Origin of the sequence: Parasphingomonas halimpatiens (assembly GCF_036663795.1) — a bacterium.
Lineage (GTDB): Bacteria > Pseudomonadota > Alphaproteobacteria > Sphingomonadales > Sphingomonadaceae > Sphingomonas.
Window position 1 is genome coordinate 211,450 of the sequence record NZ_JAXOJP010000005.1, and the last position, 15,832, is coordinate 227,281.

Annotated in this window: 17 protein-coding genes and 1 tRNA gene; 11 read left to right on the forward strand and 7 right to left on the reverse strand. The window is 65.8% G+C overall.

Features of this window, described 5'->3' with window-relative positions; translation table 11 throughout:
- Nucleotides 1-16 precede the first annotated feature (16 nt).
- Nucleotides 17-1,360 carry an oxygen-independent coproporphyrinogen III oxidase gene (gene hemN / locus U1839_RS07835; RefSeq protein ID WP_332803094.1) on the reverse strand — a complete coding sequence of 448 codons (1,344 nt, stop codon included), beginning with the start codon at nucleotides 1,358-1,360 and terminating at the stop codon, nucleotides 17-19.
- 172 nt (nucleotides 1,361-1,532) lie between these two features.
- On the opposite strand from hemN, the gene U1839_RS07840 reads away from it, so the two are divergent.
- The 4 genes from U1839_RS07840 to U1839_RS07855 all read left to right on the forward strand — a co-directional run bounded on the left by U1839_RS07840 (nucleotide 1,533) and on the right by U1839_RS07855 (nucleotide 4,645).
- Nucleotides 1,533-2,204 (forward strand): NAD(P)H-dependent oxidoreductase, encoded by a 672-nt coding sequence (locus tag U1839_RS07840; protein WP_332803095.1) that lies wholly within the window; start codon nucleotides 1,533-1,535, stop codon nucleotides 2,202-2,204.
- A gap of 94 nt (nucleotides 2,205-2,298) precedes the next feature.
- Entirely contained in the window at nucleotides 2,299-2,949 is a 651-nt protein-coding gene (locus tag U1839_RS07845; protein WP_332803096.1) for a BON domain-containing protein, read from the forward strand.
- Nucleotides 2,950-2,994: 45 nt separating this feature from the next.
- Nucleotides 2,995-3,804 carry a universal stress protein gene (locus U1839_RS07850; RefSeq protein ID WP_332803151.1) on the forward strand — a complete coding sequence of 270 codons (810 nt, stop codon included), beginning with the start codon at nucleotides 2,995-2,997 and terminating at the stop codon, nucleotides 3,802-3,804.
- 37 nt (nucleotides 3,805-3,841) lie between these two features.
- Nucleotides 3,842-4,645: a universal stress protein gene (locus U1839_RS07855; RefSeq protein ID WP_332803097.1), complete on the forward strand. Its 804-nt coding sequence runs from the start codon at nucleotides 3,842-3,844 to the stop codon at nucleotides 4,643-4,645.
- Nucleotides 4,646-4,669: 24 nt separating this feature from the next.
- On the opposite strand, the gene U1839_RS07860 is transcribed toward U1839_RS07855, so the two are convergent.
- The 3 genes from U1839_RS07860 to U1839_RS07870 form a co-directional block, all read right to left on the reverse strand.
- Nucleotides 4,670-5,491 carry an alpha/beta fold hydrolase gene (locus U1839_RS07860; protein ID WP_332803098.1) on the reverse strand — a complete coding sequence of 274 codons (822 nt, stop codon included), beginning with the start codon at nucleotides 5,489-5,491 and terminating at the stop codon, nucleotides 4,670-4,672.
- A 232-nt stretch (nucleotides 5,492-5,723) separates the two neighbouring features.
- Nucleotides 5,724-6,542 carry a glycoside hydrolase family 16 protein gene (locus U1839_RS07865; RefSeq protein ID WP_332803099.1) on the reverse strand — a complete coding sequence of 273 codons (819 nt, stop codon included), beginning with the start codon at nucleotides 6,540-6,542 and terminating at the stop codon, nucleotides 5,724-5,726.
- 180 nt (nucleotides 6,543-6,722) lie between these two features.
- Nucleotides 6,723-6,797, reverse strand: a tRNA-Thr gene (locus U1839_RS07870).
- Nucleotides 6,798-6,898: 101 nt separating this feature from the next.
- Here U1839_RS07870 and U1839_RS07875 point away from each other — a divergent pair.
- A complete protein-coding gene (locus U1839_RS07875; protein WP_332803100.1) occupies nucleotides 6,899-7,027 on the forward strand; it encodes a hypothetical protein in 129 nt (42 codons plus the stop codon).
- On the opposite strand, the gene U1839_RS07880 is transcribed toward U1839_RS07875, so the two are convergent.
- Entirely contained in the window at nucleotides 7,024-8,823 is a 1,800-nt protein-coding gene (locus U1839_RS07880) for an aminopeptidase P family protein (protein WP_332803101.1), read from the reverse strand. The two genes, U1839_RS07875 and U1839_RS07880, sit on opposite strands and share 4 nt — an antisense overlap.
- Before the next feature lie 235 nt (nucleotides 8,824-9,058).
- Between U1839_RS07880 and U1839_RS07885 the strand changes: the two genes are divergently transcribed.
- Nucleotides 9,059-9,988 (forward strand): IS1595 family transposase, encoded by a 930-nt coding sequence (locus U1839_RS07885; RefSeq protein ID WP_332803102.1) that lies wholly within the window; start codon nucleotides 9,059-9,061, stop codon nucleotides 9,986-9,988.
- A gap of 166 nt (nucleotides 9,989-10,154) precedes the next feature.
- Here the strand turns inward: U1839_RS07885 and U1839_RS07890 are convergent, their stop codons facing one another.
- A complete protein-coding gene (locus U1839_RS07890) occupies nucleotides 10,155-10,826 on the reverse strand; it encodes a hypothetical protein (RefSeq protein ID WP_332803103.1) in 672 nt (223 codons plus the stop codon).
- A 120-nt stretch (nucleotides 10,827-10,946) separates the two neighbouring features.
- On the opposite strand from U1839_RS07890, the gene U1839_RS07895 reads away from it, so the two are divergent.
- The 3 genes from U1839_RS07895 to U1839_RS07905 all read left to right on the forward strand — a co-directional run bounded on the left by U1839_RS07895 (nucleotide 10,947) and on the right by U1839_RS07905 (nucleotide 12,160).
- A complete protein-coding gene (locus U1839_RS07895) occupies nucleotides 10,947-11,237 on the forward strand; it encodes a hypothetical protein (RefSeq protein WP_332803104.1) in 291 nt (96 codons plus the stop codon).
- Between the two features lie 32 nt (nucleotides 11,238-11,269).
- Nucleotides 11,270-11,440, forward strand: coding sequence for a hypothetical protein (locus tag U1839_RS07900; RefSeq protein ID WP_332803105.1), 171 nt, complete (start codon nucleotides 11,270-11,272; stop codon nucleotides 11,438-11,440).
- A gap of 87 nt (nucleotides 11,441-11,527) precedes the next feature.
- The gene (locus tag U1839_RS07905) at nucleotides 11,528-12,160 is read left to right on the forward strand and encodes a lysozyme inhibitor LprI family protein (protein ID WP_332803106.1); all 633 of its coding nucleotides are present in this window, start codon (nucleotides 11,528-11,530) and stop codon (nucleotides 12,158-12,160) included.
- Between the two features lie 27 nt (nucleotides 12,161-12,187).
- On the opposite strand, the gene U1839_RS07910 is transcribed toward U1839_RS07905, so the two are convergent.
- On the reverse strand, nucleotides 12,188-13,207 hold the full coding sequence (locus U1839_RS07910; protein WP_332803107.1) for a substrate-binding domain-containing protein: 1,020 nt from the start codon (nucleotides 13,205-13,207) through the stop codon (nucleotides 12,188-12,190).
- 147 nt (nucleotides 13,208-13,354) lie between these two features.
- Between U1839_RS07910 and U1839_RS07915 the strand changes: the two genes are divergently transcribed.
- Nucleotides 13,355-15,418: a S9 family peptidase gene (locus U1839_RS07915; RefSeq protein ID WP_332803108.1), complete on the forward strand. Its 2,064-nt coding sequence runs from the start codon at nucleotides 13,355-13,357 to the stop codon at nucleotides 15,416-15,418.
- Nucleotides 15,415-15,807, forward strand: coding sequence for an acyl-CoA thioesterase (locus U1839_RS07920; protein WP_332803109.1), 393 nt, complete (start codon nucleotides 15,415-15,417; stop codon nucleotides 15,805-15,807). The genes U1839_RS07915 and U1839_RS07920 overlap by 4 nt, the downstream gene beginning before the upstream one ends.
- Nucleotides 15,808-15,832 lie beyond the last annotated feature (25 nt).

A 15,832-nucleotide genomic window follows, 5' to 3' on the forward strand; every position in this document is an offset into this window, starting at 1 on the left:
CGGTTCTTTTGCGTTTCTATACCGCCTGGCTGAACTGTCCCCTGGCACTGGCCCGGCGCGTATCGAAGGCGGCCGCCGCCAACCGGGCATAGGGCCGGCCCTCGGGCAGTATCCGCACCGTCCAGTCACGCAGTTCGATCAGCCCGCGTGCCGCCAGCGCCAGCAAGGCAGGTCGCGCCTCGCCCAACGGCGCGGCGCTTAGGCCGTGCCGCGCGGCGATCGCCGCGACATCGACCTGTCCATCGCACAGCAAGCGTTCGATGATCTCGCCGCGCAGCCGGTCATCGTGATTGCGCACGACGCCGCGACTCCCGGCGAGCAGACCGTTCGACACGCGCAACCGCCAACTGCCGACATGCTTCTCATTCTGCACCAGCAGCCCGTCGAACTGGCTGATCGCCGAGGCGCCGAGGCCGATGATCGCGTCGGCCGGTTCGTCGGTAAAGCCCTGGAAGTTGCGCCGCAGCCGCCCTGTGGCAGCCGCGATCGCCAGCGAATCGTCGGGCCTGGCGAAATGGTCGAAGCCGATCGCGGCATAACCCGCTTCGCACAGCAGGTCATAGGCCAGCGCGCTTTGCCAGAAACGTGCCTCGGCATCGGGCAGATCGTCCTGCGCGATGCGACGCTGGCGCGGGAACATCTGCGGCGCATGGGCATAGCCGAACATCGCGACGCGGTCGGGCTGGAGCGGCGTGATCGTTGCGATCGTCGCGGCGATGTCGTCGAGCGTCTGGCCCGGCAGGCCATACATCAGGTCGGCATTGACCCGCGCGATCCCGGCGTCACGCAACGCGGCGAAGGCATTGGCGATCATCCGCCGCGGCTGGATTCGCCCGATCGCCGCCTGCACCCGGATCGCCAGCGTCTGCACGCCCAGGCTTGCGCGGGTGACGCCGGCACGCGCCAGTGCAGCGGCATAATCGGCATCGACATGGCGTGGGTCGAGCTCGACCGCACATTCGGCGTCGTCGTCGATCGCGAAGGCACGGCGCAACTCGGCGACCAGCGCGACGAAGTCGTCGGGTGACAGCGCATTGGGGCTGCCGCCGCCGAAATGCAGCGCGACCACCTTGCCGCGCATGCGCTGCGCGACGGTGGCGATCTCGGCGCGCAGCGCGGCGAGATATTGTTGCAGTCTTTCCGCCTTGCCGATCGCGCCGGTGTTGCAGCCGCAATACCAGCAGATTTCGCGGCAATAGGGAATGTGGACGTAAAGCGAGACCGGCATGTCGAGCGGGATCGCCGCCAGCGCCCCGGCCTGGGCAAGCGCGCCGACGCGGTCGTCGAACGCCGCCGCCGTCGGATAGCTGGTGTAGCGCGGCACCGCCTGCGTCGCGAGATCGGCATGATAGACGTGCATCGCATCCTCCCGCCGCCTTATGCGCGGCGCCGTCGATCGAATCTGCCGTCTGCGACGCCGCGACGGAATACGGGTTTTCCCGCATTCCCCGCTCCGCGGCGCCCGCCTAGCCCATAAGCAGCGGCGCGGCGCCGCCTGGCTCGGACCGCCCGCCGCGTTCTGGAGAACGCTCATGTCGATCGACCCGATCCGCCATCTCGTGGTGCTCGCGCACCCGCATGCCGGCAGCTTCAACCACCAGATTGCCAAGGCCTATTGCGACACGGTCCACGCCTGCGGCCAGGTGCCGGTGCTGCGCGACCTCTATGCGCTGCGCTTCGATCCGATCCTCGAAACCATTCCCGAGCCGCCCGAGCTCGCCGTGCTCTACGACCTGACCGAGATCCGGCACTGCGACGCGCTGGTGTTCGTCTATCCGATCTGGTTCGGGCTGCCGCCGGCGATGATCAAGGGCTATGTCGATCGCGTGCTCGGCGCTGGCTTCAAACCCAATCGCGAGCATCTGCGCGCCGATGATCGCTTCCTCGCCGGGCGGCACATGCTGAGCTTCTCGACCTCGGCGTCGAGCGAGACGTGGCTGGCGGAGGTCGGCCAGTCGATCGCGCTGCGCGAGGCGTTCGACCGTTATCTGGCGACGGTCTTCGGTCTCGCCGGCACCGAGCATGTTCATATCGACTCGATCGTCGAGGGGCTGAGCGCGGCCTATGCCGAGGCGCAGCTCGAGCGCGTCCGCGAAACCGCGCGGGCGACATGTGCCCGGCTGCTCGACGCTTCGCGGCGCCTCGAGGCGGCCGGCGCGGTCGCACGCCACGCCGCCAAGGCACCGCTACGCATGTCTACCTAGGGATCATTGCGGATAGGCCGCCGGGCGGTGTCGGGGCGATGTTCGGGGCAGCGCGGGGTGTCACGCTTCGCGTCATCGGGATGGGAAGAGCGCCATGAAGACCGACCTGCAGATTCAGCACGACGTGATAGCCGAACTCGAATGGGATCCGCGCGTCGATTCCAGCCGCATCGGTGTCGCCGTCAAGGAAGGCGTCGTCGAACTGTCCGGCATCGTGCCCAGCTTCCTGCAGAAGATCGAGGCGGAAAAGGCCGCGCGCCGCGTCGCAGGCGTCATCGCCATCGCGCAGGAATTGCAGGTCCATTATCCCGGCGATGCCAAGGTCGCCGACAGCGAGATTGCGCGACGCGTCCAGGATATCATCGCCTGGGACGTCAGCGTGCCGACCGAACGGATCCAGATCAAGGTCGAGCGCGGCTGGGTGACGCTCAGCGGGACGGTCGAATGGAATTTCCAGCGCGAGGCGGCGCGCAAGGCGGCGACGCGGATTCACGGCGTGCAGGGGCTGACCAACCTGATCGAAATTCATCACGTCCCCGCCGCCGCCGATGTGCGTGATCGCATCGTCACCGCGTTCAAGCGCCATGCCGATTTCGATGCCAACCAGATCATCGTCACGACGCGGGACGGGACGGTCACGCTTGATGGCCATGTCAACTCGTGGCGCGAACGGCAGGTCGCCGAAGGGGCGACGTGGAATGCCCCCGGCGTGACGGCGGTAAAGGACAACCTCGTCGTCGCGTGACGGGCGGCGCGGACCACTGATGCCGGTGATGGAGGCGTGACGGTGATGAAGGATCTTCTGGTAGTCATGCATCATGATCGCGGTCAGGCGGCGCGGCTCGCTGCGGCGCTCGACGTGACGCGGGCGCTCGACGCGCATCTCACCTGTCTCGACGTCGCGATCGTGCCCGAACTGGTGACCGACTATGTCTCGTCCGGCGGCAGCGCGCTGCTGCTCGCCGACGAGGAGCGGACCGAGCAGCATAATCGCGCCACGATGCTGCCGCGCCTGCGCGACGCCGATATCGCGTTCGACTGGGTCGACGTCACCGGCGATCTCGCCGACCAGGTGGTCGTCGCCGCGCGGCTTGCCGATCTCATCATCGTCAATCGCGATCTCGGCAACGAGACCTTCCCCGACATGTATCACCTGACCGGTGATCTGTTGCTGCGCGCGCGCTGTCCCGTTCTGGCGGTCGACGAGCGAAGCCCCGGTTTCACCGCGGCGGGCCATGCGCTGGTCGCGTGGGACGGCTCGCCCGGCGCAGCGGCGGCGCTGCGCGCCGCGATGCCGCTGCTCCGTCTGGCGCGCCAGGTTACCCTGTTGACGATCGCGGCGTGCCAGTCGGATCTGCCAGCGGCGCGCGCGGCGAGCTATTGCGGGCGTCACGGTGTTCACCCGGTCATTCGTCACCAGCCGGGCGACCGCAAGGGCGTCGGCGCGGCGCTGATCGACGCCGCACGATCGCTCGCTGCGGACTATGTCGTGATGGGCGGTTACGGCCGGCATCCGGTCCGCGAGGCGCTGTTCGGCGGCACCACGCGCGACATGCTGCGCCATAGCCCGGTGCCGCTGCTGCTCGCCCATCCACGATGACGCTTCGTGCCATCCACCGCTCATTCGGAGACCTGCGATGAAAAACGTGCTGCTGTTATGCCACGAAGACAGCGGGCAGGAGGCCCGCTTTCAGGTCGCGCTCGACCTGGCCCGCGCCTTGGAAGGGCATCTGACCTGCCTCGACGTCGTCGTGCCACCCGTTGCGATGGCCAATGATTATGTCGGCATCAGCGTGGTCGCCGAGATGACGGCGGACGCCATCGCGCTGGAGCGCGACAATCGCACGCGGCTCACCGCCCGGCTGTCGCGTGACGACGTGCCATGGGACTGGATCGACGCGACGGGTGACCTCGCCGCCTGTATCGGCGACGTCGCGGCGCTGGCCGATGTCATCGTCGTCAGCCGCCGACTCGACGATTTTCCGCTGCCTGATATGCGCGGCATTGCCGGCGAACTGATCGTCGCGTCGGGCAAGCCGGTCCTGGCGGTCCCGCCCGACGCGCAGCGCTTCGTCTTCGGGCGCGCGCTGGTCGCTTGGGATGGCTCGCCCGCCGCGGCCGCCGCGTTGCACGCCGCGGTGCCACTGCTCCAGCTGGCCGACCAGGTGACGGTGCTCGAGGTCGATGACGGGAGCATCGCCGCGCCGGCGGAGGAGGCCGCAAGCTACCTCGCGCGGCACGACGTCCATCCCGAGATCCTGCGCCTCAAGCCGGGGCCGTCCGGCGCGTCGGCGGCGATCGCGACGCAGGTCGCGAGCGGCTCGTTCGACTATCTCGTGATGGGCGGCTTCAGCCACCAGCGCTTCGTCGAGGCGCTGTTCGGTGGCGTGACGCGGACGATGCTGGGCGATTGCCCGATCCCGGTCCTGATGGCGCACTGACCGCTGCCCTTCGCCCGGCTGTTGTCAGGCGCGCGCGATCTCGGCGACGATGCGGCGCGGTTCCTCATGCGCCACCCAATGGGTGCACGCGGCAAAGGGCACGATGCGGGCATCGTCGCACATCGCGGCGGCGGCGTCGGCGAGGTGAGCGCCGAGGAACCCGTCCTTCATGCCCCACAGGATCAGCGTCGGCACCGTGATCCGCCCGAGCGGCGCATGCGGAATCCGCAATGCCCGGTAATAGTTGATCATCGCCGTCAGGCGGCCGGGCTGGCGCCATTCCGCGACATAGGCGTCGAGGTCCGCAGCGGCAAAGGTCCCCGGCCGCGACGTGCGCGACAGGGAACGGCGTAGCGCGCGGAAGCGGAACTGCGCCAGCAAGCGCTCGGGCAGCCGCGGCAGCTGGAAGAACCCGACATAGAGGCTGCGCAGGATCTGGCGCGGATGCCGGCGAAGCTCGCTTGCCACGGTGTCGAGATGCGGCGCGTTGAGAATGACGAGCCGCTTGAGGCGTTCCGGGTGCCGCGCGGCGACCGCCCAGGCGATGATCCCGCCCCAGTCATGCCCGACCAGCATGAAGGTTTCGGCGCCGAGCGCATCCGCCAGCCCGACGACGTCGCCCACCAGTATGTCGAGCGCATAGGCGGCGATGCCGAGCGGGGCGTCGCTGTCGCCATAACCGCGCATGTCGGGTGCGACCACGCGGTGCCCGCGCTCGCCAAGCTGCCGCATGATCTTGCGCCACGCCCGCCCCGATTCGGGGAAGCCGTGGATCAGGATGGTGAGCGGCCCGTCGCGCGGGCCGTCATCGTAACAATGGAGGTTGATGTCGCCGACGCAGATCATGGCGCCCCATGCGACAGCGATTTCGCGGCGTCATCCCCGAATTTACGGGTGAGCGGTTCGCGCGACCTTGCTTGCGGCGCTGCGCCCAGGTGAATGTCGTCGTGCGGCCGATCGACTTCGGGTCAAAGATTGCGGGCCAACGAGGAATGTCGGGGATGATATCCAGCGCAAACGCGATATCGCCGTCGGGCAGCGAGCCGCAGCCGGACCTGCCGCCCGAGTGGAGCCGGTGTCAACGCGCGCGCCAGTAGCGTACGTAATCGACCGCCATGCGCTGCGGGAATGCCGTGTCGTCAATGCCCTTCTGCCCGCCCCAGTCACCGCCCACCGCCAGATTGAGGATCAACGCATAGGGTTTGGTGAAGGGCCACGCTGCCTTGCCGCCCGGCTGATCGTTGGCAACGCGCATGAACGCGCGGCCGTCCACGCCGATCATGATCGCTTCGGGGCGCCAGTCGAGCTGATAGCGGTGATAGGCGGCGCACGCCGTCGGAACCTGCGTCTGGGCACCGCGCTGGGTGCCCTTGACGTGGTTGAACGCGGCGCTGTGCAGCGTCGCGTGCACGACATTGGGATCCCAGCCGACCATCTCCATGATGTCGATCTCGCCCGCGTCCGGCCAGGGGCCGTCCGACGGCAGCAACCAGATCGCCGGCCAGCTGCCACGCCCGCAGGGCAGCTTCGCGCGGACCTCATAATAGCCGTAGCCGAGCGTTTGCGTCGAAACGAGCTTGGCGGAGGAATAGGACTGGCCGCCCCAATCCGGGAAGCGCGCCCTGGAGAGTTGCTCGCGTCGTGCCTCGATGACCAGCACCCCGTCCTCGATCCGTGTGTTCTCCGCGCGGTCGTTCGCATAATATTGCCGCTCGTTATTATACCAGCCTTCGGCGTTGCGCCCGACATCGAATCGCCACTTGTCGTGGTCGACCGTCTTGCCATCAAACTCGTCGGCGAAGCTGGGCGCGCCCTGCGGAGCGGGCATCGGCACATCGACTCCGTAATTGGTCGCACCGAGCGTCACGGCCTGCGCGGCGAGCAGCAGCAGGATCATGCGGGATTCCCCTTCATGGCAATCTTCGAGCGAACAAGCGCAGGGTCCGATCGGGCAGCGGCGCCCGCATCGTCAACCCGTTGGGCGATCGTGATCTTGCCAGGGGCCGGCGCGTTCGTCCCGCCCGTGGCGAAAGCGGGCTGGCGGACGCCAGCCACGCCCGGCAACAAATTGAAAAAATGGTGCTGCCGGTGAGGATTGAACTCACGACCTCAGCCTTACCAAGGATGCGCTCTACCACTGAGCTACGGCAGCATGCTCCGCGCTGGCGCATCGGGCGCCTGCAGGAAGAGCGCGCCTAAGAGACGAGGGCGCCGGGATTGTCAAGGCACGGCGCCGGGTAATAGAGTGCCGACGTGGACAGCAAGGACGACAAGGCCGCCCGGCTCGCCGCGGCGCTGCGCGAAAATCTCCGCCGTCGCAAGACGCAGGCGCGGGGCGTGCGCGACGATGCGCCGCCGCCACCGCTGGACGAAAAGCCTTAACCGCCGATCGGCGCACACTTTTCCAGCAGCCAGGCGCGCTCGCTAGCGTCGAGCTGCGGCCCCAGCACATCGAGCACCTGCGCATGATAGGCGTCGAGCCAGCGCCGCTCGGCCTGGGTCAGCAACCCCGGAACGATCAGCGAGCGCTCGATCGGCGCGAAGGTCAGCGTCTCGAACGCCAGCATCGGGGCGTCGCCGCCGGGGATGTCGCGCGTGACGACGAGAATCAGATTCTCGATCCGGATGCCATAGTCGCCGGCCTTGTAATAACCCGGCTCGTTCGAGATGATCATCCCCGCCCGCAGCGGCTCGGACGGGCCGCCGCCCGGGTAGTTGGGCTTGGCGATGCGCTGTGGCCCCTCATGCACCGAAAGATAGGCGCCGACGCCATGGCCGGTGCCGTGCGCGAAATCGAGCCCCGCCTCCCATAACGGCCGCCGCGCGAACGAATCGAGCTGCCCGCCATTGGTGCTCTCGGGGAAGATCGCCGTTGCAAGGCCGATATGGCCCTTGAGCACGCGGGTGAAGCGGTCGCGCATCTCCTCGCTCGGCTCACCGACCGGTAGTACGCGCGTCACGTCGGTCGTGCCGTCGGCATATTGCCCGCCCGAATCGACCAGATAGAGCTGACCCGGCAGCAGCGGCGCGTTCGATTCGGGCGTCGAATGGTAATGCGGGCTGGCGCCATGCGCCCCGGTCGCCGAGATGGTGTCGAACGAGGTGTCCTTGAGCACACCCGTCGCCTCGCGGAATTCCTGCAGCCTGGCGACGCACGACAATTCGGTCAGCCCGCCCTTGGGCGCCTCGGCCTCGACCCATTTGAGGAAGCGGACCAGCGCGGCGCCGTCGCGCGCGCTTGCCGCCTTGTGGCCGGCGATCTCGGCCGGGTTCTTCATCGCCTTGGCCAGCACGGTCGGGTCGCGCAGGCCGAGCACCGTCGCACCGCCTGCCTCGAGTCCGCCGAAGATCGCCGCCACCGCGCGCTCGGGGTCGACCGCGACGCGCTTCCCCGCATAATGGCCGAGCGCCCCGGCGAATTCGGCCCGGTCGCGTACCCTCACCGCATTGCCGAGATGCTGCGCTACCGCGTCGCTCATCTTTTCCGGCGCGACGAACAGTTCGGCGGTGCCATCCGCATCGACCACGACATAGGCCAGCGCGACCGGCGTATGCGCCACATCGGTCCCGCGCACGTTGAGCGTCCAGGCGATCGAATCGAGCGCCGACAGCACCACCGCATCGGCCTTGCGGGTCGCCAGCCAGTCGGCGATCGCCGCGCGCTTCTCGGCCGAACTCTGCCCGGCGCGTTCGTCGTCCTGCACGGCCAGCCGCGCGTCGGACGGGGCAGGGCGGTCGGGCCACACCGCATCGACCGGGTTGGTATCGACCGCGACCAGCGTCGCGCCGCGCTCGGACAGCGCCTTGCCCGCTTCCTCGACCCAGGCGCGGGTGTGCAGCCATGGATCATAGCCGATCCGCCCGCCTTGCGGCGCGTGGTCGCCGAGCCACGACGCCACGCTGGTCGCCGGCACATCGACATAGGCCCAGTTGGTGCCATCGACCTGCTCGCGCACCTGCAGCGTATAGCGCCCGTCGGTGAAGATCGCCGCTTCCTGCGGCAGCACCACCGCCGAGCCGGCCGAACCCTGGAAGCCGGTCAGCCAGGCGAGCCGCTGGGCATCGGCCCCGACATATTCCGACATATGCTCGTCGGTCAGCGGGACGACAAAGCCATCGAGCCGGTCATGATTGAGCTGGTCGCGCAGGGCGGCGAGGCGGGCGGCGTGGGTGGACATTGGGTCGGCTCCTCGGGCGGCATGGACGACGTGCCATCGTTGCCCCGCATGTGCGACCGGAAAATCGCTGCGGCAAGGGGGCGGGCGGAGGTTCTGGCGGTCATGCGGCGCGGCGCGCGGCGGCGGACTTGTCATTTCGAACAAATTATTTGTCGCCAAAAGTCAGCCTTGCTGGCGTTATTATACTTGACGTACCCAAGCAAAAGCGTAAGGTCTGCTCATAGGAGTTAGACCAATGGTTTCCGCACTTTCCGCCCCGCATTTCCACAACGAAGAAGCGGCCTACGCTTACGTTGAGGCGCGCATCTGGCCGAACGGTCCGGTCTGCCCGCACTGTGGTGGCGTGGAGCGCATCAGCAAGATGCAGGGCAAGTCCACCCGCATTGGCGCCTACAAGTGCTACCAGTGCCGCAAGCCCTTCACCGTGAAGGTTGGAACCATCTTCGAGGCGTCGCACGTTGCCATGAACCTCTGGCTTCAGGCGATGTACCTGATCGCCGGCAGCAAGAAGGGCATCAGCTCGAACCAGCTTCACCGCACTTTGGGTGTCACCCTCAAAACCGCTTGGTTCATGTCGCACCGCATCCGCGAAGCTATGAAGTCGGGCGCAACCGGCATGTTCGGCGCGGGCGGCGGCTTCGTTGAGGCGGACGAGACTTTCATCGGACACACTGGCGGGACCAGCCGCCTTGCGATCCACAACATGAACAAGGTCGTGAGCCTGATTGACCGCAACACTGGCCGCGCTTCGTCGGTCGTTTTTACCGGCCATTTCTCGCACAAGTCGATCGGCCCGATCCTCGCGCGGCACATGGCGCCCGATGCTGTTTTGATGACCGACGAGGCGCACCACTACAAGACTGTCGGCGCTCGCTACAGCGCGCACCACACCGTCAATCATGCGCGCGGCGAGTACGTCCGCAAGGGCGACGTGACCATCCACAGCAACACCGTCGAAGGCTTCTTCTCAATCTTCAAGCGCGGGATGAAGGGCATCTATCAGCATTGCGGGTCGCAGCATCTGCACCGTTACCTTGCTGAGTTCGATTTCCGCTACACCAACCGTGTTGCGTTCGGCGTCAACGATACCGAGCGCGCCGATATCCTGTTGGCTGGTGTCGTCGGCAAGCGCCTCACCTATCAAACGACTGCTGGGAAAGCCTGATCGCCATGCCAAAGAAGAAGCGGAACGAAACCCAGGAGGAGCAGAGCGAGCGGTTCAAGCAGGCCGTTCGCGATCTCGTGGACGCTGGAGAACTAAACCCCACAGAGGCTGATGGCGCTTTTGAACGCGCCCTAGCGCGGATCAAAACCAAAGAGGCGCGATAATCTCATAAAAACCCGATGTTATCTGATGAAACTCGCAGCAAGCCGGTTCTAATTGTCACAATGACGCGTGCGGAATTAGAGGGATCGTCAATATTAACCGGCTCAAGCATAGTATCAGATTCCACAGATGCCTTGGTAATTAGGCAGTCATCTTCTAAAAGGCAGAAAAATGGAATTTCATCTTCATCTGGGGTTGTGAATTTTCCCAATTGAGCGCCGTCTGATGGCATAGTTAAAGCGTCGAATAGAGTCTTTAATCTATTATCTATATCCCCTGATTTAATAACACTCCCCGGCGGGTCGTTTCTCAAAAACAAAACTGACACCTCGCAAGACACATTCAAATCACGTGTTATCAGCGGAACAAAATTATATCCGTTTCTTGCAAATCTATTTGCGAGGGCCGGGACCGATGTCTTTGCAACATTCGGCCATCCAACTTTGTGAGAATTTGGCTGCTCTGACAGAGACAGGAAGGGGCTGATACTCCAAAGTCTCTTTAGTTGCCGATGGAACGCCTTGCGGATCATCTGCTTGTGGTCGGCTCTCGCGTTGGTGATCGCGCCGCGATTGTTCTCCGCCAGCAGGAGCCCTTGATATGTAAGGCGGAACTGCAAGCCATCCTCCAAGTTCGAAAACGGGTCGTCCTTCAAGACCCGGACGTGAGTGCTCACTTAGCACCCCCTTTCGCGCTTGGGTACGCGAAATATAACAACGCCGCCTTGCTTGACACCACTCAAGGTAAGGGGTACATGACTATTTGTCAGGGAGGCATCGCGCCTCGCCTTGGGAGAATGACGATGTTGGGAACATTGTTGGTCACGATCACCATCGGGCTGCTCGCGGCCATCGGCCTCGCCGGCATGCTGCTCGGCGCCGCTATTGGCACCGCGCCATGGCGTCACCGCAGCTTTCGCCTCGGTAGCGTCGCCATGACCGGCGCGGGCGCGCTGTCGATGGTGGCAGGTCTTGCCGGACTGGCACCGGTGGAGCAGGTGCTGGGCGGCCTGATGATGGTCTTGTTCGGCACCGGGGCGTCGCTCCCCGATACACAGCGCGCGTTCGCGCCGATGGTGCGATCGTGAGCCCCGGGGGTCGTCCATCAGGCGCGCCGGTCTTGCGCGGCACCAGTCCTGCCGCCGCCGTCGCGCTCGCGATTATCGGCGCCTTCCTCGCGCTCGGTATGGCGTTCGCGCCCGCGCGGCAGGGGCTGCCAGCCGAGCATGGCGCTGCGATTGCGCTGAACATCGCCGGCGTCGCGCTATCGGCGCATGTCAGCTTCCACTGATTGTCCGTGCGGCGCCTGTGGTGCCGGTGCCGACACCGTTGCGGTCGCGACATGGATTTTTAACCTAGTTTTGGCACATGCCGCAACATGGCACGGTCCGAATGCGATTATTGCAAGCGTGACATCAGCAAGCCTTCCCTGGTGCGCTGTTCGTCGGAGCGCTGCCCGCTCAAGGTGAGCCGCGGCGGCGCCGTGCGCGGCCTCCTCGTCGGTATCGGTGGCCTTGGTCTGGTCGGTGCGTTCCTCATCGTCGGTGCCGCATGGTTGTTGTCGCCGGGCGCGAAAGCGCGGTCTGCCGGTGATGAGCACGCAGATGCAACGACGGACGGCCCGCGTGGTTCGACACTCGATATCAGCGGCAAGGTCCGCGACTGGGGCGGCCTCTTCGCCAGCGGCAGCGGCGCCTCGCGCAACGACACGCAAGTCACGATAGCCGACCCGACGCTGCCCGATCCGCGCGCCGGGTCGCGCGTCCAGACCTTTTCCTGCTCGGGCAGCCTCTCGGCCAGCCGCTCGCTGATCTGTACCAATTGGGATCTCGCGACCACCGACTATAATCTCGCGCTGACCTACAACGCCACGCTCGCCCGCTCGCGGCACCCCGAGGCGCTGCGCCGCGCCCATGATGCTTTCCTCGAAGGCCTCGACTCGCTGGGCACCGACGCGGACAAGCTCCGCGCTTATTATCGCTCCTGGCAGGACCGCCTCACCCAGGCCTGACGCCGAGTCCCTGATCCGGGGCAATATTCAGAGCAACGTCGCCTCGTCGAGCGGCGTCGCGTTCTTGACCGTGTCGGCCGCCCGCTGCCGCGCGCTGTCCGACATCGCGATCAGGCCGCGCTGGGCCAGCTCGCCGCCCGGTCCCCACATCGTCGCGTAGAGATTGAGAAAATCCTGCAATGCCGGCCGCGTCTTCAGGTGCGTCGCCTTGACGTAGAGATACAGCGTCCGCACGCCGGGATATTTCCCGCTGCTGATGGTCGCCTGGTCGGGCGCGATGCCCTCGATTGGCACGCCGTGCAGCTTGCCGGCATTCTGCTCGAGATAGGAATAGCCGAACACGCCAAGGGCGTTGGGGTTCTGCTCCAGCTTCTGGATGATCACGGCATAATCCTCGCCGCGCTCGCTAAAGGGGCCATCCTTGCGGATCGCGCGACAGGCATTGTGCAGCTTGGCGGGGTCGCTCGCGCTCAGCAGCGCCTTGGCTTCGGGCATCGCCTCGACGCAGCCCGGCTGCAGGATCAGCTGCTCGAACACGTCGCGCGTGCCGCTGTTCGCCGGCGGGCCGATGACCTGGATCGGGATCGGCGGCAGTTGCGGGTTGACGTCCTTCCACGTTCTCGCGCGGTTCGGCTTGCCCATCGGGTTGGCGGCGAGCGCGAGATAAAGGTCCTTGCGGCTCAGCGTCAGCTTGGGGCCGGCGTTGGAGTCGACGAGCGCGATGCCGTCGAGTCCGATCGGGATTTCCAGCACGTCGCCGACATGGTTGGCCTGGCACTTGCGGAACTCGGCCAGCGTCATCCGGCGCGAAGCGTCGGCAATGTCGGCGCCGCCCTGCACGCTGCAAAAGGTCTCGAAGCCCGCCACCGTGCCGGTCGATTCGACGATCGGCTTGGCGCCCTTCTTGCCCTCGACGAACGCTGCCGACACCGCGGTGGTAAAGGGATAGACGGTCGAGGATCCGATGATCTTGATCGGGTCCGCCGCCTGATTGCACGACGCGAGCGCCAGCGTCGCCAGCGCCACAAGACACGTTCCAACACGCATGTCGTTCCTCCCCGTCCGGTAATGCTTTGGGCGCAGGGTACTGGCGTCCACACGCGCACAGTCTACGACGCACGTTACTGCGCCATGACAGGCCGGTGCGCAACTTGCTCTCGACGCCGCCGCCCCGCGCGCGATAGGGCTCCCGGCATGACCGAAAACCTCACGCCCCCCGTCGCCGACACGCGGCCGCACAGCTTCACCACGCACGGCATCACCATCGACGATCCCTGGGCCTGGCTGAAGGATGCCGGTTACCCCGATGTGACCGACAAGGACGTGCTCGCTTATCTCGCGGCGGAGAACGAATATTTCGAGCGCGTCATGGCGCCGCACAAGCCGCTGGTCGACCGGCTCTACGAAGAGATGAAGGGCCGCATCAAGGAAGACGATTCCTCGGTCCCGCAAAAGGATGGCGACTGGCTCTACTGGACCGCCTTCGAGACCGGCGGCGAATATCGCAAATGGTGGCGCAAGCCCGTCGCTGGCGGCGACGACCAGCTGATCCTCGACGAGCCCGCGCTAGCCGCCGGCAAGGAATATTTCCGGCTCGGCGCGCTCTCGGTCAGCAATGACGGCACGCTGATGGCCTATGCCATCGACGACAATGGTTCGGAACGCTTCGAGGTCCGCGTCAAAAATCTCGTCACCGGCGAGCATCTCCCCGATGTCATCCCCGGCATGTTGTCGGAGATCGTCTGGGCAGCCGATGACAGCGGCTTTCTCTACGGCCTCGCCAATGAGCAATGGCGCACCGACAATGTCCGCTTCCACCGCCTCGGCACGCCGGTCGCCGACGATGTCGAGCTGTTCAAGGAAGCCGATGAGGGCTTCCGCGTCGGTGTCTCCGAAACCAGCTCGCGGCAATGGATCGTCATCGCCACGGGCGATCATGTCACCAGCGAGGTGTGGCTGCTCCCGGCAAGCGATCCGCTCGCCGCGCCGTTGCTCGTCGCGCCGCGCCAGGTCGGCCGCGAATATGACGTCGATGATCATGACGGGACATTGTTCATCCACACCAACGATACCGATCCGAACTTCCGGCTGTGCACCGCGCCGATTGCGGCGCCGGGCGAATGGACCGAGCTGATCGCCCCGTCGCGCCATTTCTACATGACCGGCGTCGAGTGCTTCAAAGACTTCTTCATCGTCGATGGCCGCGAGGACGGGCTCGATCAGATCGAGATCCACCGTTACGACCAGCATCTCGCGCCGCAACGCATCGTCTTCCCCGAGGCGAGCTACGATGCCGGGCTCGGCAACAACCCCGAATATGACATGCAGGTGCTGCGCGTCGGCTATGAATCGATGGTCACGCCGGGCACCGAATATGATTACACCGTCGCGACCGGCGAGCTGAAGGTCTTGAAGGTCCAGGAAATCCCCTCGGGTTACGACGCCGGCAAATATCGCACCGAACGCCTCAAGATCACCGCGCGCGACGGCACCGAAGTGCCGGTGTCGATCGTCTATCCGAAGGATTTTCCGCGCGATGGCTCGGCACCGCTCTTCCTCTACGCCTATGGCGCCTATGGCTATGCCATCCCGCCGGGCTTTTCGACCGGACGGCTGTCGCTGCTCGATCGCGGCTTTGCCTATGCCATCGCGCATATCCGCGGCGGCGACGATCTCGGCCAGCAATGGTATCTCGACGGCAAGCTCGAAAAGCGCACCAACAGCTTCAACGATTTCGTCGACGTAGCGAAGGGCCTGATCGCCGACAACTGGACCTCGCCCGGCAGGATCGCGATCGCCGGCCGCTCCGCCGGCGGCGAGCTGATGGGCGCGGTGGTCAACAGCGATCCCGAGCTTTGGGGCGCGGTCATCGCCGACGTGCCGTTCGTCGACGTGCTCAACACCATGCTCGATGCCGATCTGCCGCTGACCCCGGGCGAATGGCCCGAATGGGGCAACCCGATCGAGGACAAGGCCGCGTTCGAGCTGATCCGCTCCTACTCGCCCTATGACAATGTGAAGCCCCAGGCCTATCCGCCGCTATTCATCTCGGGCGGCCTCAACGATCCACGCGTGACCTATTGGGAGCCGGCCAAATGGGCGGCGAAGCTGCGCGCCACCAAGACCGACGACAGCCTGCTGCTCCTGAAGACCAATATGGGCGCCGGCCATGGCGGCAAGTCGGGCCGCTTCGAGTCGCTGCGCGAGGCGGCCGAGGAGCATGCCTTCGTGCTGTGGCAACTCGGCGTCGAGGGATGACGCGCTTCACCGTCTCCATCACCGCAACCGATGCCGACATCGACGAGCTCGGCCATGTCAACAATGCGGTATGGGTGCGGTGGATCCAGGACATCGCCGTCGCGCACTGGGCGGCGGTCGCACCGCCCGAGCACCAGACGGCCTATGTCTGGGTCGTGACGCGGCATGAGATCGACTATCGCGGCAATGTCGTTGCCGGCGAGACGGTGACCGGCGAAACCTGGGTGCCCGATCCGCCCAAGGGCGCGCGCTTCGATCGCCACGTCCGCTTCACCGGCGCCGACGGCAAGGTCAAGGTCGAGGCGGTGACGACCTGGGCGATGCTCGACCGCGCCACCGGCCGCCTGCACCGCGTCCGCGACGAGATCGCGGCGCCGTTTCGGGACTAGAAAATTCCTCCCCGGAACGGGGAGG